Annotated in this window: 20 protein-coding genes and 1 pseudogene; 9 read left to right on the top strand and 12 right to left on the bottom strand. The window is 53.9% G+C overall.

Annotation, left to right across the window (positions count from 1 at the left end):
- Positions 1 to 29: 29 nt before the first annotated feature.
- A complete protein-coding gene (ddlA, locus tag J5069_RS18605; protein ID WP_264645264.1) occupies positions 30 to 1,127 on the bottom strand; it encodes a D-alanine--D-alanine ligase in 1,098 nt (365 codons plus the stop codon).
- 221 nt (positions 1,128 to 1,348) lie between these two features.
- Here ddlA and J5069_RS18600 point away from each other — a divergent pair, with 221 nt between their 5' ends.
- The gene (locus J5069_RS18600) at positions 1,349 to 2,083 is read left to right on the top strand and encodes a hypothetical protein (RefSeq protein WP_264645263.1); all 735 of its coding nucleotides are present in this window, start codon (positions 1,349 to 1,351) and stop codon (positions 2,081 to 2,083) included.
- A 58-nt stretch (positions 2,084 to 2,141) separates the two neighbouring features.
- Positions 2,142 to 2,258 (top strand): annotated as a pseudogene (locus J5069_RS24235) (hypothetical protein); the annotation flags it as partial.
- A gap of 115 nt (positions 2,259 to 2,373) precedes the next feature.
- Here J5069_RS24235 and J5069_RS18595 read toward each other — a convergent pair.
- The 8 genes from J5069_RS18595 to rpmH all read right to left on the bottom strand — a co-directional run bounded on the left by J5069_RS18595 (position 2,374) and on the right by rpmH (position 8,451).
- Complete coding sequence (locus J5069_RS18595) at positions 2,374 to 2,664, bottom strand: putative quinol monooxygenase (RefSeq protein ID WP_264645262.1); 291 nt, start codon at positions 2,662 to 2,664, stop codon at positions 2,374 to 2,376.
- 99 nt (positions 2,665 to 2,763) lie between these two features.
- Positions 2,764 to 4,074 carry a type II toxin-antitoxin system HipA family toxin gene (locus J5069_RS18590; protein WP_264645261.1) on the bottom strand — a complete coding sequence of 437 codons (1,311 nt, stop codon included), beginning with the start codon at positions 4,072 to 4,074 and terminating at the stop codon, positions 2,764 to 2,766.
- 3 nt (positions 4,075 to 4,077) lie between these two features.
- The gene (locus J5069_RS18585) at positions 4,078 to 4,329 is read right to left on the bottom strand and encodes a helix-turn-helix domain-containing protein (RefSeq protein ID WP_264645260.1); all 252 of its coding nucleotides are present in this window, start codon (positions 4,327 to 4,329) and stop codon (positions 4,078 to 4,080) included.
- A 291-nt stretch (positions 4,330 to 4,620) separates the two neighbouring features.
- Positions 4,621 to 5,985: a tRNA uridine-5-carboxymethylaminomethyl(34) synthesis GTPase MnmE gene (gene mnmE / locus J5069_RS18580; protein ID WP_264645259.1), complete on the bottom strand. Its 1,365-nt coding sequence runs from the start codon at positions 5,983 to 5,985 to the stop codon at positions 4,621 to 4,623.
- 77 nt (positions 5,986 to 6,062) lie between these two features.
- Positions 6,063 to 7,709, bottom strand: coding sequence for a membrane protein insertase YidC (gene yidC, locus J5069_RS18575; RefSeq protein ID WP_264624434.1), 1,647 nt, complete (start codon positions 7,707 to 7,709; stop codon positions 6,063 to 6,065).
- A gap of 2 nt (positions 7,710 to 7,711) precedes the next feature.
- Positions 7,712 to 7,969, bottom strand: coding sequence for a membrane protein insertion efficiency factor YidD (gene yidD, locus J5069_RS18570; protein WP_222159001.1), 258 nt, complete (start codon positions 7,967 to 7,969; stop codon positions 7,712 to 7,714).
- The gene (gene rnpA, locus J5069_RS18565) at positions 7,933 to 8,292 is read right to left on the bottom strand and encodes a ribonuclease P protein component (protein ID WP_264624433.1); all 360 of its coding nucleotides are present in this window, start codon (positions 8,290 to 8,292) and stop codon (positions 7,933 to 7,935) included. Before rnpA ends, yidD begins: the two co-directional genes overlap by 37 nt.
- An 18-nt stretch (positions 8,293 to 8,310) precedes the next feature.
- Complete coding sequence (gene rpmH, locus J5069_RS18560) at positions 8,311 to 8,451, bottom strand: 50S ribosomal protein L34 (protein WP_004093983.1); 141 nt, start codon at positions 8,449 to 8,451, stop codon at positions 8,311 to 8,313.
- Between the two features lie 645 nt (positions 8,452 to 9,096).
- Between rpmH and dnaA the strand changes: the two genes are divergently transcribed.
- From dnaA to gyrB, 4 genes are all read left to right on the top strand, one after another.
- On the top strand, positions 9,097 to 10,479 hold the full coding sequence (dnaA, locus tag J5069_RS18555) for a chromosomal replication initiator protein DnaA (RefSeq protein ID WP_264645258.1): 1,383 nt from the start codon (positions 9,097 to 9,099) through the stop codon (positions 10,477 to 10,479).
- Between the two features lie 4 nt (positions 10,480 to 10,483).
- On the top strand, positions 10,484 to 11,584 hold the full coding sequence (gene dnaN / locus J5069_RS18550) for a DNA polymerase III subunit beta (protein WP_264645257.1): 1,101 nt from the start codon (positions 10,484 to 10,486) through the stop codon (positions 11,582 to 11,584).
- A 93-nt stretch (positions 11,585 to 11,677) separates the two neighbouring features.
- A complete protein-coding gene (gene recF / locus J5069_RS18545) occupies positions 11,678 to 12,763 on the top strand; it encodes a DNA replication/repair protein RecF (protein WP_264645256.1) in 1,086 nt (361 codons plus the stop codon).
- Between the two features lie 18 nt (positions 12,764 to 12,781).
- Positions 12,782 to 15,193, top strand: coding sequence for a DNA topoisomerase (ATP-hydrolyzing) subunit B (gyrB, locus tag J5069_RS18540; protein WP_264645255.1), 2,412 nt, complete (start codon positions 12,782 to 12,784; stop codon positions 15,191 to 15,193).
- 77 nt (positions 15,194 to 15,270) lie between these two features.
- On the opposite strand, the gene J5069_RS18535 is transcribed toward gyrB, so the two are convergent.
- Positions 15,271 to 16,473: an MFS transporter gene (locus tag J5069_RS18535; RefSeq protein ID WP_264645254.1), complete on the bottom strand. Its 1,203-nt coding sequence runs from the start codon at positions 16,471 to 16,473 to the stop codon at positions 15,271 to 15,273.
- A gap of 178 nt (positions 16,474 to 16,651) precedes the next feature.
- Entirely contained in the window at positions 16,652 to 18,568 is a 1,917-nt protein-coding gene (locus J5069_RS18530) for a methyl-accepting chemotaxis protein (protein ID WP_264645318.1), read from the bottom strand.
- Positions 18,569 to 18,923: 355 nt separating this feature from the next.
- Here J5069_RS18530 and yidA point away from each other — a divergent pair, with 355 nt between their 5' ends.
- The gene (gene yidA, locus J5069_RS18525) at positions 18,924 to 19,745 is read left to right on the top strand and encodes a sugar-phosphatase (protein WP_264645253.1); all 822 of its coding nucleotides are present in this window, start codon (positions 18,924 to 18,926) and stop codon (positions 19,743 to 19,745) included.
- 72 nt (positions 19,746 to 19,817) lie between these two features.
- On the opposite strand, the gene bhsA is transcribed toward yidA, so the two are convergent.
- Complete coding sequence (gene bhsA / locus J5069_RS18520) at positions 19,818 to 20,078, bottom strand: multiple stress resistance protein BhsA (protein ID WP_264645252.1); 261 nt, start codon at positions 20,076 to 20,078, stop codon at positions 19,818 to 19,820.
- A 664-nt stretch (positions 20,079 to 20,742) separates the two neighbouring features.
- Here bhsA and J5069_RS18515 point away from each other — a divergent pair.
- Together J5069_RS18515 and J5069_RS18510 are read left to right on the top strand one after the other, a co-directional pair.
- Positions 20,743 to 22,326 (top strand): FGGY-family carbohydrate kinase, encoded by a 1,584-nt coding sequence (locus J5069_RS18515; RefSeq protein ID WP_264645317.1) that lies wholly within the window; start codon positions 20,743 to 20,745, stop codon positions 22,324 to 22,326.
- 58 nt (positions 22,327 to 22,384) lie between these two features.
- Positions 22,385 to 24,037 (top strand): signal transduction protein, encoded by a 1,653-nt coding sequence (locus tag J5069_RS18510; protein WP_264645251.1) that lies wholly within the window; start codon positions 22,385 to 22,387, stop codon positions 24,035 to 24,037.
- Positions 24,038 to 24,051: the final 14 nt, after the last annotated feature.

Genomic DNA, 24,051 nt, shown 5'->3' with positions numbered 1-24,051 from the left:
CTGGCGATAACACGAAACGGTGTGTTGAATTAGCGAACTGAACTTGCCAGCGCGCGATCGTTCTCCTGCCGTTCTAATGCCAACTCGATCAATGCCGTGATGAGATCGGTATAGCTTAGGCCGCTGGCCTGCCACAGTTTTGGATACATGCTGATATTGGTGAAGCCGGGCAGCGTATTGACTTCATTGATAATCACTTCATTATCCGGCGTGAGGAAGATATCGACACGCGCCATGCCCTGACATTCCAGCGCCTGGAAGGCCTGCAAGGCAATGCGTTGGATTTTTTCGTTAATGTCAGGTGTAAGATCCGCTGGCGCTCGCACCAGCGCACCTTGTTCGTTGATGTATTTGGTATCGTAAGAGTAAAACTCGTCGCTCAGCACAATTTCGCCACAGACGCTGGCTTTCGGGTGATCGTTGCCCAGCACCGCGCACTCGATTTCTCTGCCAACAATCGCCGCTTCCACCAGCACCTTATGATCGAACTGGAAAGCCAGCTCAACCGCCTGCTGAAATTCTGCTTCGTTGCGTACCTTGCTCACGCCGACAGACGAACCCTGATTGGCCGGTTTGATAAACAGCGGCAGCCCAAGCGCAGTACTGACGCTGGCAAAGCTGTGATGCTGGCGATTGGCGCGATTCAGGGTCACAAACGGTGCCACCAGCAAGCCTGCATCACGCAGTAGGCGTTTGGTGACATCTTTATCCATGCTGACCGCTGAGCCCAGTACGCTGCTGCCTACAAACGGTATATTGGCCATTCTCAGCAAGCCTTGCAGTGAGCCATCTTCTCCCAGCGTGCCGTGTACGATGGGAAAAATAACATCCAACTGGGTAAGGGCATGAGCATTCTGGCTTTCGATCACTTGCTGCTGTGTTTGACCAGGGATCAGAGCAACGCTTTTGTTTGAGCGGTTCAAGGCGATCAGCGCGGGGTTCTCGGCATTCAGCAGGTAGTTTGACGCGTCGTTGATATGCCACGCCCCTTGCTTGTCGATACCAAGCAGCGTCACATCAAACTTGGCTTTATCAATGGCATCAATAATATTCTTGGCCGATTGTAACGAGACCTCGTGCTCAGCGGATTTACCGCCAAAAATGATGCCCACACGTAGCTTCTTCATGCGTTGATTCCTGTGTTGTAGTGCCAAACCCGTAGCGCTTAGGGTACTGATTAGATAATCAAGCGCCTCTGCGATCAAGCGCTTCAGGCTATTGCGGGTAAAAAAACTCGGTCAGGGAACGACGTGAGCGCCACGGGGTGAAACGATATTGTGCTGTTGTTTCGAATACGTGGCCTACGCTAGGCGATGTCACGAATAAAAACAGAGGGAGGATTCGCAAGATGGAAATAGAACTTGCAGGGGGAAGGACGTTACACCATTGCAATATGAAGAATTTAATACAGTATGACGATAAAAATAAAGCAACGGCATTGAGTTTATGGCAACGATTTCTCGATCTATTCAGAATATCGCCCAAAAAGGACGTTATTGACTCCCTTTATGAAAACATTAATGAGTATCCCGCCGCCAAGCTCGGTGGTGCAGTCTATTATCGTTTTTATAATTTCGAGAAACTCAAAGCGTTGGCCTTACCGGCATATAAAAACCTGTTTAAAATAAATGTACAACCGTTGGGAATGCTGGGGACGAGATACACTTTTTCAATCGATAAAGTCGATATTTACAGTTTCGATACACCCAATAATTGGGATTCATTGTCTGAGCTTTCGTTTAATCAATTGCCTTTGATCGAAAACTACAGCCCTATCGTTAAAAAATACGCCGCCGATAATGAGGTTGAGTTTGCCAGACAATTCCCGGATACCAAGATAAAAGATGACTACGGTGGTGATGAAGTCATGGATTATAGCTGCTTTTTTTTAGAGAAAAATCCAGACATTAAACTCACCTTGCTTGAGCATGGTCTCTTCGATCTGGATATCACCAACGCCTTTGTAAAGGAGATGGAAGCTCAACTCAAAGGTGATGATGATAGAATCGGAAGGATCAATTACCGATTGATCACCTTGCAAGTATCACTCAAATATCTTGAGAGCAGAGATTGCATGGCATGATATATTCACCGGCAGTGGGGTGTTGAGTGCGTTGGTACAACCCCACTGCCGATGATATCTCGCCTTACCCGCCGCGCTGTTTACTGATGAAATGCCGCCTGCGGCGTTGAAAGCGCGGCTCAAGGAGAGTCAGGTGGAGATTATTCTTTCGGGGGAGGAGGGTATATCGCAGTAGGCTGGAACACCCTTGTCTGTGATGCCAGTGTCGCGTTTGACCTTGTTTTTGCACCGATAAAGGTCTTGTTGACTCTGGCCTAACGATCATTCTTGATTGCTATTGGTTAAAATTATTATTCATCAAAAGCGCCCATCAATATATAGGTCGCATCCTTTCGTTTGTGCTGATCGATCATTGGCACCAGACGTTTGAAGTGTTCGCTGGCGCAATGTTCATCCAGCGCCGCATGGTCTGGCCACTCTTCGATGAAGATGAAGTGCCCGACGTCTTTCTCGTCGACATACAGATCGTAGGCAATGCACAGCGGCTCTTTCTTGGTGGCCTCAACCAACTCTCGATACAGCGGGAGTACGGTTTCAATCGCCTCTGGCTTGATAAAATCTTCGGCAATCACTTTTAGCATGTTAGGTCCTCGGTTTTTGTCGGGTGGCTTTACTTGTCTACACTTAAAATCATTATAAAAAAATTTGTTATGAGTTTTTTTCATGGTCATGGAGCAAAATCATGATTCCATTCTTCGGATCTTATCAGCCTTACGAGCGAGTCCGCTGAAAATGGCGGAACTGATATGCTCAGGAAAATCGGGTGGCAACTGTGCAGACACCTGAGCGATAACATCCCCTGTCTGATTCGCCATATCCTGCATCAGATTGGCGGCGACTTCTTTAGAGAACCCGACATGCCCTGCGGTACTGATGAAATGGCGGGGCTGAATCATCGCGAAATGATACTGACGATTCTTTCCTTGCAATGCCATTGCCATCTTCGCTTTCTTTTCTTGAATGCTGCCGCTCTCAAACAGTGGGTAAGCCGACATCACATCGTAAAATGGGGTCATCCGAAAGGATGAACCGGCCTCGATAAAGAGGCTGAAATTCTTGCCGTGCCCGTCTATTGCCGCCAACATCCAGAACAGGATTTGCGACTTGAAGAACATCTCTCGGTCATGGGTTGCCAAACGTGAGCCCAACAGTAATCTCATTGCATCAGCAATACCGGGACCGCCATCTGATTCATATTTCAATGCAGGTGGAATACCAAGAGATTGACAGAAATCCTCCTGAGGCAGCCGCATCAACCAGCCGCCGTTACTCGCCCACCGCCGATCAAAACGTTCAACGATGAGCACTTTCTTTTGACCGAAGACGGCAAGTTCTGCTGCGGGGGTCTCAAACCCAAACGCGTTTGCAATACGCAGGCACAACCACTCATTCTCGCAGCTCTCACTCAGATCGATGTTGTTCTGCACTATCCTGCCGATGGGGAGCTTGAAAATATGGCTTGTTGGTGTACTACCCAGTGGCCGTTGCCACTGCCCTTGATGCCAAAGCAACGCTGTCTTTTCTTGTGCTCCAGCCAAGGAGATACGGAAGTCGACATCATCAACCATCCCCAAGGGGGCTATCTGATAGCCCTCCAACAGTGACTCTATTTGCCCTTCATCCAAAGGCGTTGCAATCATTTCAGTCACGGGAGGTATCTGGCTGGCAGGTGGGTAAAGCTGAATAGCCCCTACACAATCACGCCCTACGCTTGCCAGTAAATCAAAGGGATGAGCTGTTTCTACCTGAAATCTGGCCTGCATTCTGGCGATAATTGCTTCTGAATCCGGCAAAAGGTTGTGAAAGAAATTAAACACCTCAGGTCCCCGGAGTCTGTCACTTCTCAATGGGAGTGACAGTGATATGGGCCGTGCATCATCTTCGGCAAGCCACTCCGGTAGATACTGAAATGACATCGCTCCGCTGCCATCCCGGAACAACGTACCAACGACATCACCGTTCATTGCAACCGTCAGCGTTTGTGTTCTCATTCCTCACCACTCCCTTTTCTGAATCTTTCCCTCGTTCAAAATAGCATCTCTTTTTACGACATGGAGTTCCAGATCCAGCGCAGCGAGGATCTTAAACAACGTATCAAGTTTGGTGGATTCCGGTTTGTTCTCGAAATCAGATACGGTTGTTTGCTTTATTCCGACCCTATCGCCGGTTTCTCGCTGAGTCTTCTTATGGCTTTTGCGTTGGTCACGGACCACATTTGCTAACGCCGATGGAGATGTCACTCTCATACTTTTTCCTTTAGCAAGCGCACAGTATTAACCCCTATAGAGGGTAAGACCCATATAACCTCTATAGGGGTTAAAATAAATATAACCCCTGTAGGGGATATTATCAATATAACCCCTATAAAGGTTAAACCGTATATATCCCATGAGGGCGGTGCCACTTCTTTTCGCAAGTGGACAGATCTGTGAGCACTAAAGAACGATGTTCCCGTAAGCAGTATTCCCCCGAACAGGGGCTTGGATTGGTCAAAATGGCCTTAGATACCACGATGAAGGCACCCGAGGTTTTTTACATCACTTCCCAATACAAAAACTCGAGAAAATCCGTCCCAACAAATCATCGGAAGTAAATTCCCCGGTAATCTCATTCAGCGCCTGCTGTGCCAGTCGTAGCTCTTCTGCCAGCAGTTCGCCTGCGTAAGCGCTCACTAACTGTTCTTTGCCTTGTTCCAGATGCTGTGCGGCGGTTTCCAGTGCTTGCAGGTGGCGGCGGCGTGCCAGGAAGCCCCCTTCGGTGTTGCTGGTAAAGCCCATGCTCTGTTTTAGATGATTACGCAGGATATCGATGCCATCACCGGTTTTAGCGGACAGGCGAATCAGCGAGTAAGTGTTTATCTCTTCAATGCCTTGTGGCTCGCCGGTAATGTCGGCTTTATTGCGCACCACGGTAATCGGCAGTGTGGCAGGCAGGCGCGCCATAAACTCCGGCCAAATCTCGGCAGGCGATGTGGCATCGGTGGTGGTGCTATCAACCATAAACAGCACACGATCGGCCTGCTCAATCTCTTGCCAGGCGCGCTCAATGCCGATACGTTCCACTTCGTCGCTGGCATCGCGCAGTCCGGCGGTGTCGATGATATGTAGCGGCATGCCGTCGATATGGATATGCTCGCGCAGTACGTCGCGCGTGGTGCCCGCAATAGCGGTTACGATCGCCGCCTCGCGTCCAGCCAGTGCGTTAAGCAGGCTGGACTTGCCCGCATTCGGGCGTCCAGCAATCACCACCTTCATGCCTTCACGCAGCAGGCTGCCCTGATGCGCTTCGGCCTGAACATCGGCCAGATCGGCCATCACGCCGTTGAGTTCTGCCTCAATCTTGCCGTCAGAGAGGAAATCGATCTCCTCATCGGGAAAATCAATGGCAGCCTCGACATAGATGCGCAGATGAATCAGCGCTTCCACCAGACGGTGAATGCGGGTAGAGAAGGCACCTTGCAAGGAGTTCAGCGCAGAGCGCGCTGCTTGCTCGGAGCTGGCATCGATCAGGTCAGCGATAGCTTCGGCCTGCGCCAGATCGAGCTTGTCATTGAGAAACGCGCGTTCGGAGAACTCGCCGGGGCGCGCAATGCGCAGGCCGGGCAGTGCCAGAATGCGCTGCATCAGCACATCGAGAATAACCGGGCCACCGTGCCCTTGCAGCTCCAACACGTCCTCGCCGGTAAAGGAATTGGGGCCAGGAAACCAGATGGCAATACCCTGATCCAGCGCGCTGCCGTCGGCATCGCGAAACGGCAGGTAATCCGCATGGCGCGGTTTGGGTAATTTACCCAGCACAGCACGCGCCACGTCGGCCGCCTGCTGGCCGGACACGCGCAAAATACCTACGCCGCCGCGTCCGGGGGGCGTGGCTTGGGCTACGATGGTATCGGTATGGCTCATGATGGTTTCTCTGTGGCGATTAAACAAAAAAATAAGGCGGCCCATAGCCGCCTTATTCTCAGACTTGTGCAGTCCGCTTATTTCTTCTCTTTCTTGTCGCGGCTGTGCAGGCCTTTCTTCTCCAGCCCGCGGTAAATCAACTGCTGCTGGATAATGGTGACCAGGTTGCTGACGATATAGTACAGCACCAGACCTGACGGGAACCACAGGAAGAACACGGTAAAGATAACCGGCATGTAGGTCATGATCTTCTGCTGCATCGGGTCGGTCACTGTGGTCGGCGACATCTTCTGAATGAAGAACATCGTGATACCCATCAGGATCGGCAGGATGTAGAACGGGTCTTGTGCAGACAGGTCAGTGATCCACAGGATGAACGGCGCATGGCGCAGCTCAACCGAGCTCATCAGCATGTAGTACAACGCCAGGAAGATAGGCATCTGGATCAGCAGCGGGAAGCAGCCGCCCAGCGGGTTCACTTTCTCCGCCTTGTACAGTGCCATCATCTCTTGGCTCATGCGCTGCTTGTCATCACCGATACGCTCGCGCATGGCTTGCATTTTCGGTTGCAGCATACGCATTTTTGCCATCGAGGTGTACTGCGCTTTGGTCAGCGGATACATGATGCCGCGCACGATAAAGGTGATAGCGATAATGGAGAAGCCCCAGTTACCGATGAAGCCGTGCAGGAATTTCAGCAGTTTGAACAGCGGCTGGGAGATAAACCACAGCCAACCGTAATCCACTGACAGGTCCAGATGCGGTGCAACGGCCGCCATCTTGTCCTGAATTTCCGGGCCAACCCACAGCACCGCGCTGATGTCTTTCTGCGCGCCTGCGTCAACGGTTACCGGCGTGGCTTTAAAGCCAATGGCGGCCAAACCGTTACCCAACTGCGAGGTATAGAAGGTGTTGGCACCCGCGGTGGTCGGGATCCACGCGGTAGCAAAATACTGCTGCAACATGGCAACCCAGCCACCCTCGGTGGTGACGTTCAGGTTTTCTTTCATGTCGCTGAAGCTGTATTTCTTGTACTTATCGTCGCTGGAGGAGAACGCTGCGCCACGATAGGTATGAAGTGCAAAGTTATTGCTGCCGGTGTCGCGGTGTTTCGGCAGATCAATAGACTGTTTCAACTGACCAAACAGCGTCAACTCCAACGGCTGTGCGCTGGTGTTATTCACGTTGTAGCTCACGTTCAGCGCGTAGTCGCCGCGTTTAAGCACGAACGTTTTGGTGAAGGTCACGCCGTCAGCGTTGGTGTAGGTCAACGGAATGGTCAGCGCGTCCTGCCCGTCAGCCAGTTCAAAATGATCCTGTGCGGCAGTAAACAGCGGACGTGCGCCGTTCGCCGGATTATCCGGACCGTGTTTACCCGTCAATCCACTCTGTGCCTGATACACGAATTCCGGCGTGGTTTCCAGCAGCAGGAATGGCGTAGCAGAATGCAGTTTGTCAGGGAACGCCAGCAGATTGGCTTGTTCGATATCGCCGCCGCGCGTATTGATAGTCAGCGACAGCACGTCGGTTTTCACCGTGATCAGTTTACCCTGACCGCTGTTAGGCACGCCCTGGCTGGCGGTATCACCGTTGACTGCGTTCGTCGCTTGCTGGATGGCCTGCGTTGAAGCGGCAGGCGGATTTTTATCCGTCTCCCACGTCTGCCAGATCAGAAAGCTTACGAATAGCAGAGCGATGAGAAGAAGATTGCGTTGCGAATCCATCGTTAATGTTCTCTGTTATTGTCGGGTTTTGGCGGTACGGGATCATCACCACCAGGGTTCAAAGGGTGGCATTTTAATACGCGTTTCAGCGTCAACCAACTGCCTTTTATCATGCCGAACCTGCGTATGGCTTCAATGCCGTATTGTGAACAGGTTGGGCGAAAACGGCAATGAGGCCCTAACAACGGACTTATAACGAGCTGATAACCGCGTATCAGCCCGATCAGGAGGCGCGAGCCAAGCGACAGTGCCGTTGCCATAATTTTTCCAATGCTTCCGTCAACGCGCGATTATCCAGGTCGGCTACCCCTTTTTTCGCGATCACCACAAAATCCATCGCAGGCAGGGTATGTTGATGTAAACGAAAGCTTTCCCGCGTCAGACGTTTAATCCGATTGCGTTCATGCGCACGTTTGACATGCTTTTTGGCGACTGTTAGACCGATGCGAGGATGCCCCAGCGAATTCAGGCGGCCGAGGATGGTGATTTGCGGCGTGCCAGCCCGATGCGGCTGCTGGAAGACAAAAGTGAAATGGCTGGGAGTTAACAAACGTAACTCCCTGGGAAAAGCGAGCTTAACCACTAGGAGGGTTAGCTTTTATTACTTAGAAACAGTCAGACGAGTACGGCCTTTTGCACGACGGCGGGCCAGAACCTGACGACCATTTTTAGTGGCCATACGAGCACGGAAACCGTGGCTACGGTTACGCTTCAATACGGACGGTTGGAAAGTGCGTTTCATGGCGATTTCTACCTAAACTTGGATAATTGACTTCACAGTAAACGCGTTTGGCGCTCCGGCGTGAACACTGACCGACGCCTCAATCGCATACATCAAAGATAAAGAGGCGGGATTGTAATAATTGTACAGTCCCGAGTCAATTGGCATCACACACCTATGGAGCCCTTTCCGCAATAAATTTGGGGAATTTTCTGTCTGAAATAGCACAGAAGAGCATCAACGCGTCGGGCTGAGGATTATACGTACTCTGCATTAAATCGCAAGGATCCTGACACGATCCTTGATGCGGGATCATGATCGCTGTCACTCCAGCGTGAACGTCGATTCAGTTATGCTAGGCGTCTGTAGGTGCAAGCCTGCGTCATTGCTGTGCGGTGCGTGGCGGCCAAGAGTGATAAGAATAGCCTGTGGATAAAAAGGATCGAAACTGTGCAGAAAGGGAAGATCTCTGCCGAGGATTAGGTTATGATCCGCCGTCCCGTGAACGATCCTTCTTCGGGATCGTCTCGGCAACCGCATGGACATCATCAGATGCGCGGTGCACCCAGGAGGCTGCCATTGCAGCTTCCGGGTCATAATCATGAATTACACTAAATAACGTATCTGATTCTTTTCTATTTTAATCTTGTTCGAGTGGAGTCCGCCGTGTCACTTTCGCTTTGGCAGCAGTGTCTTGCCCGTTTGCAGGATGAGTTACCTGCCACAGAATTCAGCATGTGGATACGTCCGTTACAGGCGGAACTGAACGACAACACGTTGGCGCTCTATGCGCCGAACCGTTTTGTGCTGGATTGGGTAAGAGACAAGTACCTCAATAACATCAATGGGCTGCTGAACGATTTCTGCGGTATGGATGCGCCTTTGCTGCGTTTTGAAGTGGGCAGCAAACCGCTGGCCGCGGTGGCCGTGAGCCAGCCTGCCAGCCCGCAGGCGGCGGTGCAGCCAGTCAGGCAGGCACCCGTGCGTCCCAGTTGGGACACGCCGACGACGCAAACGGAGCACACCTACCGTTCCAACGTCAATCCAAAGCATTCGTTCGACAACTTCGTTGAAGGTAAGTCCAACCAACTGGCGCGCGCGGCGGCGCGTCAGGTCGCTGACAACCCCGGCGGAGCCTATAACCCCTTGTTTCTCTATGGCGGCACCGGGTTGGGTAAAACTCACCTGTTGCACGCGGTGGGCAATGGCATTATTGCGCGCAAGCCAAATGCCAAAGTGGTCTATATGCATTCTGAACGCTTTGTACAGGATATGGTCAAAGCCTTACAGAACAATGCGATTGAAGAATTTAAGCGCTATTACCGTTCAGTCGATGCCTTGTTGATCGATGATATTCAGTTTTTTGCCAACAAAGAGCGTTCTCAGGAGGAGTTTTTCCACACCTTCAATGCGCTGCTGGAAGGCAATCAGCAAATCATCCTGACTTCCGATCGTTATCCGAAAGAGATCAATGGGGTAGAGGATCGTCTCAAATCGCGCTTTGGCTGGGGATTGACGGTCGCGATCGAACCGCCGGAGCTGGAAACGCGCGTGGCGATCCTGATGAAAAAAGCGGATGAAAACGATATCCGTTTGCCGGGTGAAGTGGCCTTTTTTATTGCCAAGCGGCTGCGCTCTAACGTGCGTGAGCTGGAAGGCGCACTGAACCGCGTGATCGCTAACGCCAATTTTACCGGCCGCGCCATTACCATTGATTTCGTGCGCGAAGCGCTGCGCGATCTGTTGGCGTTGCAGGAAAAGTTGGTGACCATCGACAATATTCAAAAGACGGTCGCGGAGTACTACAAGATCAAAGTCGCCGATTTGCTGTCCAAACGGCGATCCCGATCGGTGGCCCGTCCGCGCCAGATGGCGATGGCGCTGGCGAAAGAGCTGACAAACCACAGCTTACCGGAAATTGGTGATGCGTTTGGCGGTCGTGACCATACCACCGTGCTGCATGCGTGCCGCAAGATTGAGCAGCTGCGTGAGGAAAGCCACGACATCAAGGAAGATTTCTCTAATTTAATCAGAACATTATCTTCATAATATTATGAAATTCATTATTGAACGCGAGCATCTGCTAAAACCGTTACAACAGGTGAGCGGCCCGTTAGGTGGCCGTCCAACGTTGCCTATTCTGGGCAACCTGCTGTTACAAGTGACGGACGGCGCGCTGTCGCTGACCGGCACCGATCTGGAAATGGAGATGGTGGCGAAGATTCCCCTGTCTCAGGCCCATGAACCCGGTGCGACCACGGTACCGGCGCGTAAACTGTTTGATATTTGCCGTGGCTTGCCCGACGGCGCGGAAATTACCATTACGCTGGAAGGCGATCGGATGCTGGTGCGTTCTGGCCGTAGCCGTTTCTCTCTTTCCACGCTCCCGGCGTCTGATTTTCCGAATCTGGATGACTGGCAGAGCGAAGTGGCATTCTCGTTGCCGCAGGCGACGCTGAAACGTCTGATTGAAGCCACGCAGTTCTCCATGGCGCATCAGGATGTGCGTTATTACCTCAACGGCATGTTGTTTGAAACCGAAGGGGAAGAGCTGCGCACCGTGGCAACCGACGGTCACCGTCTGGCGGTATGCGCCATGCCGATCGGTCAGTCGCTGCCGTCCCACTCGGTGATTGTGCCGCGAAAAGGGGTGATTGAGCTGCTACGGCTGCTGGATGGTGGCGATACGCCATTGCAGCTACAGATTGGTACCAACAACATCCGCGCCCACGTCGGGGATTTCATCTTTACGTCCAAGCTAGTCGACGGGCGTTTTCCTGACTACCGCCGCGTATTGCCGAAAAACCCGGACAAGGCGCTGGAAGCGAGCTGTGATTTGCTGAAACAGGCATTTGCGCGTGCGGCGATCCTGTCTAACGAGAAGTTTCGCGGTGTGCGTCTGCACCTGATTCAGAATCAGTTGAAAATTACCGCGAATAACCCGGAACAGGAAGAAGCGGAAGAGATTCTGGACGTGCAGTACAACGGCACGGAAATGGAAATCGGCTTTAACGTCAGCTACGTGCTGGATGTGTTGAATGCGCTGAAGTGTGAAGATGTTCGTTTGCTGCTGACCGATTCTGTCTCTAGCGTGCAGATCGAAGACGGTGCCAGCAGGGCAGCGGCATACGTTGTCATGCCAATGCGTCTGTAGTAGGACGCGCGTGGTCTGCCCTCTTTTTTGCGTGAATGCCGACGCTTGCCGTCGGCATTTGTGCAGGTTGTCGCGTACAGGATCTGGTTGTCCATGGCTCTGACCCGCCTTCTGATTAAAGATTTCCGTAATATCGTTTCTGCCGATTTGGCGCTTATCCCCGGATTCAATTTTCTGGTGGGGGAGAACGGCAGCGGGAAGACCAGCGTGTTGGAGGCTATCTACACGTTGGGGCACGGTCGTGCGTTTCGCTCCATCCAGGCGGCGCGCGTGATTCGGCATGAACAGCCGGAGTTTATTCTGCACGGTCGGTTGGAGGGTATCGAGCGAGAACGCGCGATAGGTCTGAGTAAAAACCGGCTGGGCGACAGCACCGTGCGTATTGATGGCAGCGATGGTCACAAGGTGGCGGATCTGGCGCAGTTGCTGCCGATTCAGCTGATTACACCGGAGGGCTTCACGCTGCTCAACGGTGGGCCAAAATACCGTCGTGCCTTTCTCGATTGGGGCTGTTTTCACCATGAGCCCGGCTTTTTCGCTGCCTGGAGCAACCTGAAACGGTTATTGCGCCAGCGTAATGCCGCGCTGCGTCAGGTGGGGCAGTATCGTCAACTGCGCGCCTGGGATCAGGAACTTATTCCGCTGGCAGAGCGCATCAGCGCCTGGCGCGCCAATTACACCGCCGAGATTACGGCAGACATTACCTCGACCTGCGAGCAGTTTTTGCCGGAGTTTTCACTGAGCTTCTCTTTCCAGCGCGGCTGGGACAAAGAGAGCGATTATGCCGAACTGCTGGAACGGCAGTTTGAGCGCGACCGGCAGTTGGGCTACACCGCGCTGGGGCCGCACAAGGCGGATTTTCGTATCCGTGCGGGCGGCGTTGCGGTGGAAGACATGCTGTCGCGTGGACAGTTGAAGTTATTGATGTGTGCGTTGCGATTGGCGCAGGGGGAGTTCCTCACTCGCCATAGCGGTGCCAAGTGTATTTATCTGATAGATGATTTTGCTTCCGAACTGGACAGTACCCGCCGCCGTTTGTTAGCTGAACGGTTAAAAGCGACCGAGGCTCAGGTATTTGTCAGCGCTATCAGCGCTGAACAGATAGATGACATGATCGGTGAAAAGGGCAAGATGTTCCGCGTGGAACAGGGTAAAATAACAGTTCAATTACAGGACTAAAATGAGCGAGAAACGTTGATGTCGAATTCTTATGACTCCTCAAGTATCAAAGTATTGAAAGGGCTGGATGCGGTACGTAAACGCCCGGGTATGTACATCGGTGATACAGATGACGGCACAGGCCTGCATCACATGGTATTCGAGGTTGTGGACAACGCTATCGACGAGGCACTCGCAGGCTATTGCAAAGACATTGTTATTAAAATTCACAAGGATAACTCGGTTTCGGTGCAGGATGATGGCCGTGGCATTCCGACCGGTATTCATGAGGAAGAGGGTGTCTCCGCCGCCGAAGTGATCATGACTGTGCTGCACGCGGGCGGTAAGTTTGACGATAACTCCTATAAAGTATCCGGCGGTCTGCACGGCGTAGGGGTTTCTGTGGTCAACGCCCTGTCTGAAAAGCTGGAGCTGAACATTTATCGTGATGGCAAGGTTCACCACCAAATCTACCGGCACGGCGTACCTCAGGCTCCGCTGGCTGCGGTCGGTGACACCGATCGCACCGGCACCACCGTGCGTTTCTGGCCGAGCATGGAAACCTTCAGCAACGTGACCGATTTCGAATACGACATTCTGGCTAAGCGTCTGCGTGAACTGTCGTTCCTGAACTCTGGCGTTTCTATCCGTCTCAGCGACGAGCGTGAGCAGGGTAAGGCCGATCACTTCCACTATGAAGGCGGCATCAAAGCGTTTGTTGACTACCTGAACCGCAACAAAACGCCGATTCATCCGCAGGTGTTCTATTTCAGCGCAGAAAAAGACAATATCGGCGTCGAAATTGCCATGCAGTGGAACGACGGGTTCCAGGAAAATATCTACTGCTTTACCAACAACATTCCGCAGCGCGATGGCGGTACGCACCTGGCCGGTTTCCGTGGCGCGATGACGCGTACGCTGAACAGCTACATGGAAAAAGAAGGCTACAGCAAAAAGGCCAAAGTCAGCGCCACCGGTGATGATGCGCGTGAGGGCCTGATTGCCGTGGTCTCCGTGAAAGTGCCTGACCCGAAATTCTCCTCGCAGACCAAAGACAAGCTGGTCTCTTCCGAGGTGAAAACCGCGGTTGAATCGCTGATGAACGAACGTCTGGTCGATTACCTGATGGAAAACCCCTCTGACGCTAAAATCGTGGTCGGTAAAATTATCGATGCGGCGCGCGCGCGCGAAGCGGCTCGTAAAGCGCGTGAAATGACGCGTCGTAAAGGTGCGCTCGATCTGGCTGGCCTGCCGGGCAAGCTGGCGGATTGTCAGGAACGCGATCCGGCGCTGTCTGAACTCTACCTGGTGGAAGGGGACTCGGCGGGCGGCTCTGCCAAGCAGGGGCGTAACCGTAAGAATCAGGCCATTCTGCCGCTTAAAGGTAAAATCCTTAACGTGGAGAAAGCCCGCTTCGACAAGATGCTCTCTTCTCAGGAAGTGGGCACGCTGATCACCGCGCTGGGCTGTGGCATTGGCCGCGACGAATACAACCCGGACAAGCTGCGTTACCACAACATCATCATCATGACCGATGCCGACGTCGATGGTGCGCACATTCGTACGCTGCTGTTGACCTTCTTCTACCGTCAGATGCCGGAAATCATCGAACGAGGTCACGTCTTTATTGCCCAGCCACCGCTGTACAAAGTGAAGAAAGGCAAGCAGGAACAGTACATTAAAGATGATGAAGCGATGGACCAGTACCAGATTGCACTGGCTCTGGATGGATCGGCGCTGCACATCAATGCTCAGGCACCTGCGTTGCAGAGCGAGCAGGTGGAACTGCTGGTGAAAGATCACCACAGCGTACAACGGTTGATCGATCGTATGGAACGCCGTTATCCGCGTGCGTTGCTGAATGCCTTGATTTATCAGCCAACGCTGACGGAGGCGACATTAGACGATCGCGCTGCGGTGGAAAGCTGGTTGGCGACGTTGGTGAAAACCCTCAATGAAGGCGATGTACACGGTAGCAGCTACAGCGGAACGTTGAGCGAGAACCCAGAGCTTGCCGAGCCAGTATTGCGTGTGCGTACACACGGGGTCGATACCGATTACGTGCTGGACGCCAACTTTGTGCGTGGCAGCGAATATCGCAAAATCGTGCTGCTGGGTGAAAAACTGCGTGGCCTGTTTGAAGAGGGTGCGTACATCGAGCGCGGTGAGCGCAAACAGCCGATTACCAGTTTTGAACAAGCGCTGGAGTGGCTGGTTAAAGAGTCTCGCCGTGGCTTGAACATCCAGCGTTACAAAGGGTTGGGAGAAATGAACCCGGATCAGCTGTGGGAAACCACCATGGATCCGGAAAGTCGTCGCATGCTGCGCGTGACGGTTAAAGATGCCATGGCGGCGGATGAGCTGTTCACCACGCTGATGGGCGATGCGGTTGAGCCGCGCCGTGCCTTTATCGAAGAGAACGCGTTGAAAGCCGCCAACATCGATATCTGATGGATTGATATCTGATCGGGTGTTGTGACACAAAAAAACCGCCGCGCAGCTGAGCTACGCGGCGGTTTTTTTAGTGGTCAGACAGCGGCGGCGGCGCGACGCTTGCTGGCACGCATTTCCTGCGCCAGCGTGATAGCGGCGGTGATCAGCATGAAAATGACCGCAGACCAGAAAATGGCATGGGGATGACCATTATCCAGCAACCAGCCGAACAGTACCGGACCGGCCGCTCCGCCGATATTGAACCCGGTGGACACAATACCAAAAACCCGTCCTTCCGCGCCTTTCGGCGATGCGGCCCGCACCAACATATCCCGTGAGGGGGCGATCATGCCGGAGAGAAATCCTGCTGCCGCCAGCAGTGGCACCAGCACCATCGCTGGCAACGGATAGATAGCAACGATCGCCACCAGCACGGCGGTGGCGGCGAGTGCGCCAGTGGCAACCAGGCCGTGACGTTCGGTTTTGTCCGCCAGTGCGCCGCCCGCCAGCACGCCAAAGGCGCTGGCAAACAGAAACGCGGTCAGCACCGCATTGGCATCGGATAAGGGCAGATCGTAGCCGGTGACCAGCGCGGTGACCGAGAAGTTCTGGATCGAGTTGGTGCTCAGGCTCAGCATCAAAAAGAGCCCCAGCAGCGCCAGGATGGGCAGCGAAAACAGCGCCCGGGCACTGGCTTGCACCGGGGCAGCGCCGCTTTTCGGGGCCGCCGATTTAAGCCGTGCCGGCTCGTCTTTATGCATCAGCAGCATCACGACAACCAGTAATCCCACCACGCCAGACACAATAAAGGCGGCATTGATGCCGAGCCATGCCGCCACCGCGAGCAAAATACCCGGCGTGATCGCGTTGCCCAAAAAGCCGGAGAAGGTGTGAATCGAGAACGCGCGCCCCATGCGTTTGTCATCAATGCCGCGCGAGAGCAAGGCGTAATCAGAAGGGTGATAGACTGCGTTAGCCACACCGGCGAACCCCATCGCGATCAGCAACCAGAGGTAATGCGGCGTCAGCCCAAGCGACATAAAGCTCAGACTGCCGAGCGTCAGCCCGGCAACCAACGTGCGTCGCGCGCCGATACGGTCAACGGCAAAGCCGATGGGCGTTTGTACGCAGGCGGAGACGATGTTAAAGACGCTGATCGCCAGCCCAAGTTCAACGAAGCTGATACCACGTTGGGCAGACAGCAACGGAATCAGCACCGGCAGCACCATGATGTGAAAATGGCTGACCAAATGCGCACAGGAGATCTGAGCGAGCAGAGGAAGTTTCATCGTTTTCATGTTTGCGTTACGACATCAATGAGGGCGTTGAGTGGCGCTGCTGAGTGGAAAGCGGCGAGATCACGTCCAGAAGGCGAAGATGCGACAAGCGTAACATATTGTTTGCGTTTGTCGCACTTTCTCTTGTCTGGTTTTTGACCTCAGGCAGGCCGAGGGCACTCGGCCTGCCTGTGTCAGATCAGGACAAACGAAACACTTTTACCGTGAGCGCCAATTGGCGCGCTTGCTCATCCAGCGAGGCGGCGGCAGCGGTGGCTTCCTGCACCAGCGCTGCGTTCTGTTGTGTAACGCCATCCATTTCATGCACGGCTTGCGTTACCTGGCTGATACCGCGTGATTGTTCATCGGATGCGGCAACGATGTCATCCATGATGGTTTTGACCGACGCGATCGCATGCAGCATCTTTTCCATGGTGTGACCGGCGTTTTGCACCAGTTCGACGCCGTTTTTAACGCGCGAGGAAGATTCTCCGATCAGTGCCGTGATGTCTTTCACCGCTGCGGCGCTGCGCTGTGCCAGATTGCGCACTTCACTGGCGACCACGGCAAAGCCGCGCCCCTGTTCGCCCGCGCGCGCGGCTTCTACCGCCGCGTTCAGTGCCAGAATGTTGGTCTGGAAGGCAATGCCATTAATGATGCTGGTAATGTCGGCGATTTTACGTGAACTGTCGTCAATATCGCCCATAATATTGACCACTTGCCCGACAATGGTATTCCCCTGCTGGGCGATGTCAGTCGCGTTTTGCGTCAGCTCGGTGGCGCTGTGCGCATTGTCGGCATTCAGTTTTACCGTCGCGGTAATCTGCTCCATGCTGGCGGCCGTTTGCTGCAATGCGGCCGCCTGTTGTTCGGTGCGTGAGGCCAGATCGATATTGCCTGCGGCGATTTCTGTAGCGGCGAGGCTCACCGATTCGCTGGTGGTCAGCAGTTGCTGAGCGATATCGCGCAACTGGTTTTGCATGGTGTGAATCGCATAGAACAGGCTGCTGGTGTCCCTGGGCTGCACCTGGATGGTGTTGGTGAGCTGCCCATTGGCCACGGACAACGCGATGCGTGCCGCTTCTGCCGGTTCGCCGCCGATGGGGCGCAACACTTTCCGTGTAAAGATGAGGCCCAGCGCGGTAGAGACCACGATGATGCTGATGGCCATCAGCAGTAACGCGATATTGCGCTGGCGCTCCGTTTCGGCAAGCACAACATCAATGGGCGCCGACAGTCCCAATATCCACGGCGTGCCGGTATTACCAATGGTCACCGGAATGGTGAGGTCGTAGGATGCCGTTTTCAGTAGCGGGTTTTCAGCGCTGGTACGTATCGATACCCCTTGAGATAGCGCTTTTAGCAGGCTATCAGCATGGGCGGCGGGTTTGGTCACCTGCGTCTGGTCGGGGTAGGCGATATAGGCACCGGATTGCGATAACAGCTCGGCGTAGCCCGCGCCTTTATAGGGCTTGATGGCATTGATGAGCTGTTGCAGCGTATCCAGTGAAAAATCTGCCGTTACCGATCCAAGAAAGGTGCCGTCAACCACGATGGGCACTGCAATGGAGGTGAGCAGCACCTCTACGCCGTTATAGGGGTAGCGATAAGGCTCAAGAATCACATCCTGTTTCATCTTGCGCGGCAGCAGATAATAGTCGCCGCTGCCGGGGGTTTCATAGTCAGTCAGATTGTGCAGCACCACGTTACCCGCCGTATCGCGATCGACATAGCGGACATAGCGGCCGTTCGGATCGTGCTCGGGTTGTCCGGCAAACTGCGCATCGTTGCCATCAAAGGCGTTCGGCTCCCATGCCAGCGACATCGACAGGAAATCCGGGTGATGTTGCAGCGCATTTTTCAGCAGAGTATCCGCCATGTCTCGATCGGCGTGGCCGCTGTTGCGCAGGCTGAGTACGCTTTGCCCCAGATTGCGCGCCACCGTTAATGCCAGATCCAGCTTGCGCTGCACCAGATAGCTATTGGTGTAGGCGGTTTGCGTCAGATACTGCTGCGCATCGCTTTTCTGCTGCTGAGAGGACTGCCAAATCAATAAACCGATGGTGATGGCAAAACCAAGGCCGATAGTCACCATGCCGGCCAACAGCATGAGCATGCGCGTCGAGAGCGCCTTTTTTTTATTATCAAAAGGGGGGGGCGGTGATGCTTCAGTATGAAACGCGGTGCGTGATGGCGATGTGTCGGGCGCGGGTGGGGCATAAGGCTGTAGGGATTTAGACATGGTGGTTATCCTCCCTGGGATAGACATTTTGTCAGAAATCTAATTTAGTGTTCAAAAATCAATAAGTTAATTTTCATTTTTTCGCTGTATCCCTTCATGAAAGAACCTGTTTTATGTGATAAGGATCACAGCATGATCATCGGCAGAATTCCGTAAATCTTTATCCTTCACTGGCTCACGGCGATAACTCGCGTTAGCATGCAAAAAAACCATTACGGCAGGATGAAGCATGACGATAAAGCTGATTGCAATTGATATGGACGGCACGTTGCTTAACCCGCAACATCAGATTTCGCCGGCAGTGAGCGCGGCGATTGCGGCAGCACGGAATCAGGGAGTGCACGTGGTGCTGGCGACCGGGCGGCCTTTTATTGGGGTAAAAGGCTATCTGGAGATACTCGGTCTGGATAAAACCGGCGGCTACTGCATTACCAACAACGGCGCGTTGGTTCAGCGCACCGATTCCGGAGAATGTGTGGCGCAAACGCCGCTGAGCTTTGACGACTACCTTTACTGCGAAGCGCTTTCTCGCACATTGAACGTGCACCTGCACGCGTTGGACTTCAACACCGTCTATACCGCCAATAAAGACATCAGTCGCTATACCGTTTATGAATCGCACCTGACGGGCATGCCGTTGAAATACCGGGCCGTTGAGGAGATGGACCGCACCCTGACCTTCCCGAAGGTGATGATGATTGATGAGCCAGCGCTTCTGGATAACGCGATTCGCCACATTCCTGACGAAGCGCGAGCGCGCTACACCATTATCAAGAGCGCGCCCTACTATTTAGAGATTATGGATAAGCGGGTTAACAAAGGCGAAGGCGTGCGTTTGCTGGCGGAATATCTTGGACTGACAGCGGAAAACGTGATGGCGATTGGCGATCATGAAAACGATCTGGCCATGATTAGCTATGCGGGCACTGGGGTTGCCATGGGGAACGCCATTGATGAGGTCAAGGCGATCAGCCAATTTGTCACCCGTCCTAATACGGAAGACGGTGTGGCCTACGCGATTGAAAAATTTGTCCTGAAAACAGCGCATTAAGTTGTGCTGACCATAAAAAAACGGCGCTTCTCCGTGAGGGAAAGCGCCGTTTTTTTGGGCTACAGCGGGTGATTATTTGTAGATAATCGCTGTGCCGCGCAGCAGGTCGCTACCGGTGGTGTTGGTGATAGAGAAGGCTTTCGCGCCTGCTTTATCGGCTTTCTCAGCCAGTTGTTCTTGAAGCGAGCTCAGATCGTGCGCACCGCTTACGGAAATGACGCCGAACTCCTGGTATTTAGTCGCTTGTTGAGCGCTGACGCTTTCAGCAGCAAAAGCACCAAAAGAAAGGGTAGCGAGTACGGCAGCGGCAGCGATGGTTTTTACGTTTTTCATGATGTCTTATCCTGTTTTTGAATGTGTTAGAGAAAGAGGATGTCTTTCGATGAAGGGAATGTTACGCCTATGCTAAAAAATTAAAAAACGGATGTTATTGAGAAACTCTTTCAATAAATTTGAAATTGTTTTTAGTGGGTGAATTTTATTTTTATATTAATAATCATGTAATTACATGATTTTAATGTATGTTCTTTACATTATCTTGCTTTTCTTTTCAGTATTCGTGGTAATCATTATCCCTGTTTATTTGATTAACATTTGATGCTGTTTACAGGCGGTCATGTGATATTTATCACTGTGAGCGCGCAGATGCCTGAGTGACTTGTAATGGTTTTTCTTTTCTATCTTGTTCCATCTCGCTGACAGTATTAGCTACGGGATTTTTGGCTCATGCGTGCTACCACGCTGATGCGCGTGCCGCACCTTATCAACAGACAGGGTTTTGTTATCCAATTGTTAGCAGCAGTCAAAATTAACCCCATTACTTTCAATCGGTTATTTTTTGTACCCCGATCAATCTCACAAATCAGGGCGAAACCCGTTGAGTCTATGTTTACCTTGAAATAGATTGCTAACTCGAGTTAGCAATGAGGTTAACGCAATGATTAACGCAGATTTCAGCGGAAAAACCGTTATCGAAAAAGGAGTTAACCCCTCTTCAGTGAGCGCCGCGTGCTTTATCGGCGTGGATGTCGGATCTGCCAGCGTCAGGGCCGGTGTTTTCGACAGCCGTGGCCAGCGGTTAGCGTTTGCTGTCCGTCCTATCAGCCAGTTCCATCCTCGCGCCAATGTGGTTGAACAATCTTCTGCTGAGATCTGGCAGAACGTCTGCGTGGTTATCAAAGAAGCGGTCGCGCTGTCCGGTGTTGCGCCGCAATGCGTGCGTTCCATTGGTTTTGATGCCACCTGCTCGCTGGTGGTGGTGGGCGCACAGGGAGAGCGTATTTCCGTTGCCGAAGACGGGGAAGCCGCGCGCGATATCATCATGTGGATGGATCACCGCGCCGCACAAGAAACCGCTGACATCAATGCGACCGGCGATGACGCGCTGCGCTATGTCGGCGGTGAAGTCAGTATCGAGATGGAACTGCCCAAAGTGCTGTGGCTGAAGCGCCATTTCCCCGAGCGTTATCGCCAGGCCTGGCGGCTGTTCGATCTGGCGGATTATCTGGTATGGCGCGCCACCGGCGCGGATGTTGCCAGCGTATGTACCCTGACCTGCAAATGGAACTACCTGGCGCACGAACAGCGTTTCAGCCAGCCGCTGTTACAGGCTGTCGGTCTTGATGATTTGCCGGAGAAAATCCCCGCCACCATTTTGGATTTGGGCGTCAAAGCCGGCCAGTTACAGCCTGATGTGGCGCTGGCGTGCGGCTTGAGCACCGATGTCGCTGTCGCCAGCGGCATGATTGACGCCCATGCGGGCGGGTTGGCGCTGGTGGGCAGCCAGCCCGAGGGCAGTCTGGCTCTGATCAGCGGTACGTCCAACTGCCACATGTTGGTGAACCGTGAACCGGTGATGGTGCCCGGCGTCTGGGGACCCTACTGGGGGGCGATGTTGCCTAACGGCTGGCTGAGCGAAGGCGGACAAAGCGCCGCCGGGGCGTTGGTGGAGTGGACGTTGCGTCAACACGCGAGTTGGGCCGACGCGCAGCAGCAGGCGGAACAGCAGGGTATAAGCGTTTATACCCTGTTGAATCATTGGGTTGACGATCTGGAGCGGCGTGAGCCCTTCCCGACCCGCCATCTGCATGTGCTGGCCGACCATCATGGTAATCGTTCACCGCGCGCCAACCCGCACGCACGCGGTGCCGTTTATGGCCTGACGCTGGAACAGGGGCCGGATGCGCTGGCGCGGCTCTATCTCGCCACCTTACAAGGCATTGCCTACGGCACGCGCCATATCATCGACAGCATGAATCAGGCCGGACATCAAATTATCCGGGTGGTGATGTGCGGCGGGGCGACCAAAAATCCGCTCTGGCTGCGGGAATACGCCAATATCACCGGTTGCGATATTCATCTGGCGAGCGAAGAAGATGCGGTCACGCTCGGTGCGGCGTTGCTGGGGGCGGTAGCGGCGGAATGTTACCCCACGTTGCCAGCGGCGGCGGCGGCGCTGGTACGCGCTGGCGCGACCATTGCCACAGACCCGCAGTACGCTGCGTTCCATGCGGCTAAATATGGCGTCTATCTCCAGATGTATGACGATGTGCAGCGTGCACAACGGCTGATGCAGGATTAACCGGGCGTTGCCGCGCGGCGGCAGCCTCGAGAGCGTTTATTTGAATCAGGAGCAGAACATGTTGAAATTACATCTCCCCCCTTCCCCGGCCACCCTTAGCGCACAGGCAAATGAGGTGCTGTTGGTGACCAACGCCGACCTGCGCGAGCCCGCTAATGTGACCTGCTGGCCGACACAGCGTGACTATGAAGCGCGTCTGGGCGTGGCGCTGGAAAAACGGGGCTATCAGATGAAGCGTGCGCACGCGGTAAATAATGAGCGCGGCCACGGCTTTATCAGCAGCCAGAAAGAGGGGAGCGATCTGTTCGCCGCCATCGATCCAGACGCACCGGTGATTGTGTTACTGACCGCATGGCAGTACTCCCACCACATCGCGCCGTCATTGGTGCACCACCGTGGCCCGATTCTGCTGTTGGCAAACTTTGATGGCACCTGGCCGGGGCTGGTGGGGATGCTGTGTATGGCGGGATGCCTCACCAGCCTGGAGCGCCCGTTCTCACGCCTGTGGTCAGAAACCTTTGATGATGCGTTTTTCCATCAAGGTCTGGAAACCTGGCTGCGCGATGGCGCGGTCAGCCACAAAACCGGTTATCTGCGCCCGGTTGCGCCGACCCATCCGGTGGTTGCCAGCGAAGCGGGACAAATCGGTCGTCAGGTAGGTGAGCATATTTTACGTCACAAGGCGATTGTCGGGCTGTTTGATACCTTCTGCATGGGGATGATCAATGGGGTATTCCCGCTTAAAGCGATGGTGGATATCGGCATTCCGGTGGAATCGCTGTCGCAGTCGGCGCTGCTGGTGGAGATGGCAAAAGTCCCGCCCGCGCTGCGTGAAGAATGTCTGGCATGGTATGAAGCGCGCGGCATGCAGTTCCAGTTTGGCGAAGACGGCCGCCGCGAGCTGACGCGCGAACAGGTGCTTGAGCAATGCGCCATGATGATCGCGATGGCGCGTTTTGTGAAACGCTTTGGGCTTTCAGCCGTTGGCGTGCAGTATCAGCAAGGCCTGAAAGACAGCTGTGCGGCCTCTGATTTCGCGGAAGGCGCCATCGGCAATCAAGAGCGCTTCCCTATCCCGGATGAGAACGGTGACACTATATGGCCCGATCGCGCTATTCCTTGCGTGAACGAAGTGGATATGGGCAGTGCCATTCCGCAGGTGATGTTGGGGCAACTGCTCGAAGGTTTGGGGCTACCGGCAGAAACCACGCTGCATGATATTCGCTGGGGAAGCGATTATCAGGGCACCTTCTACTGGGATTTGGAAATCTCCGGTGCCGTGCCGTTTGCTCACCTCAAGGGCGGTATCGCGGGAGCCACCGGGTATCGCCAGCCTGCGATGTTCTTCCCCTACGGCGGTTCGACCATCGCCGGACAGGGTAAAGCCGGGCGCTTTATCTGGGCGCGTGCGCACTATGAGGGCACCCAGGTGGTGATGCATATTGGCACCGGCACCGGTGTTGAACTGCCCGAAGGGGAGTTCGAGCGACGCCGCCGCGCCACCAACTACGAGTGGCCGCTGCTCAATGCCGTGCTGGATGGCGTGAGCCGCAATGACCTGATGGCCGGACACCAGAGTAACCACCTGACCATCGCCTATGTTGATGAGGCGTTGCTGCCGGAAGTGCTGCAAGCCTTCGTGGCTCAGGCGCTGACACAGAATATCAAGGTTTACACCGCCGGGGATGCCTGGCCGTTGCTGTCAAAATAACAGGTTGTCAGGCG

The organism is Candidatus Symbiopectobacterium sp. NZEC127 (assembly GCF_025962675.1).
Taxonomy (GTDB): Bacteria; Pseudomonadota; Gammaproteobacteria; order Enterobacterales; family Enterobacteriaceae; genus Symbiopectobacterium.
Note: the sequence above shows the minus strand (reverse complement) of the source record. Positions and strands in the feature narration are given on the sequence as shown.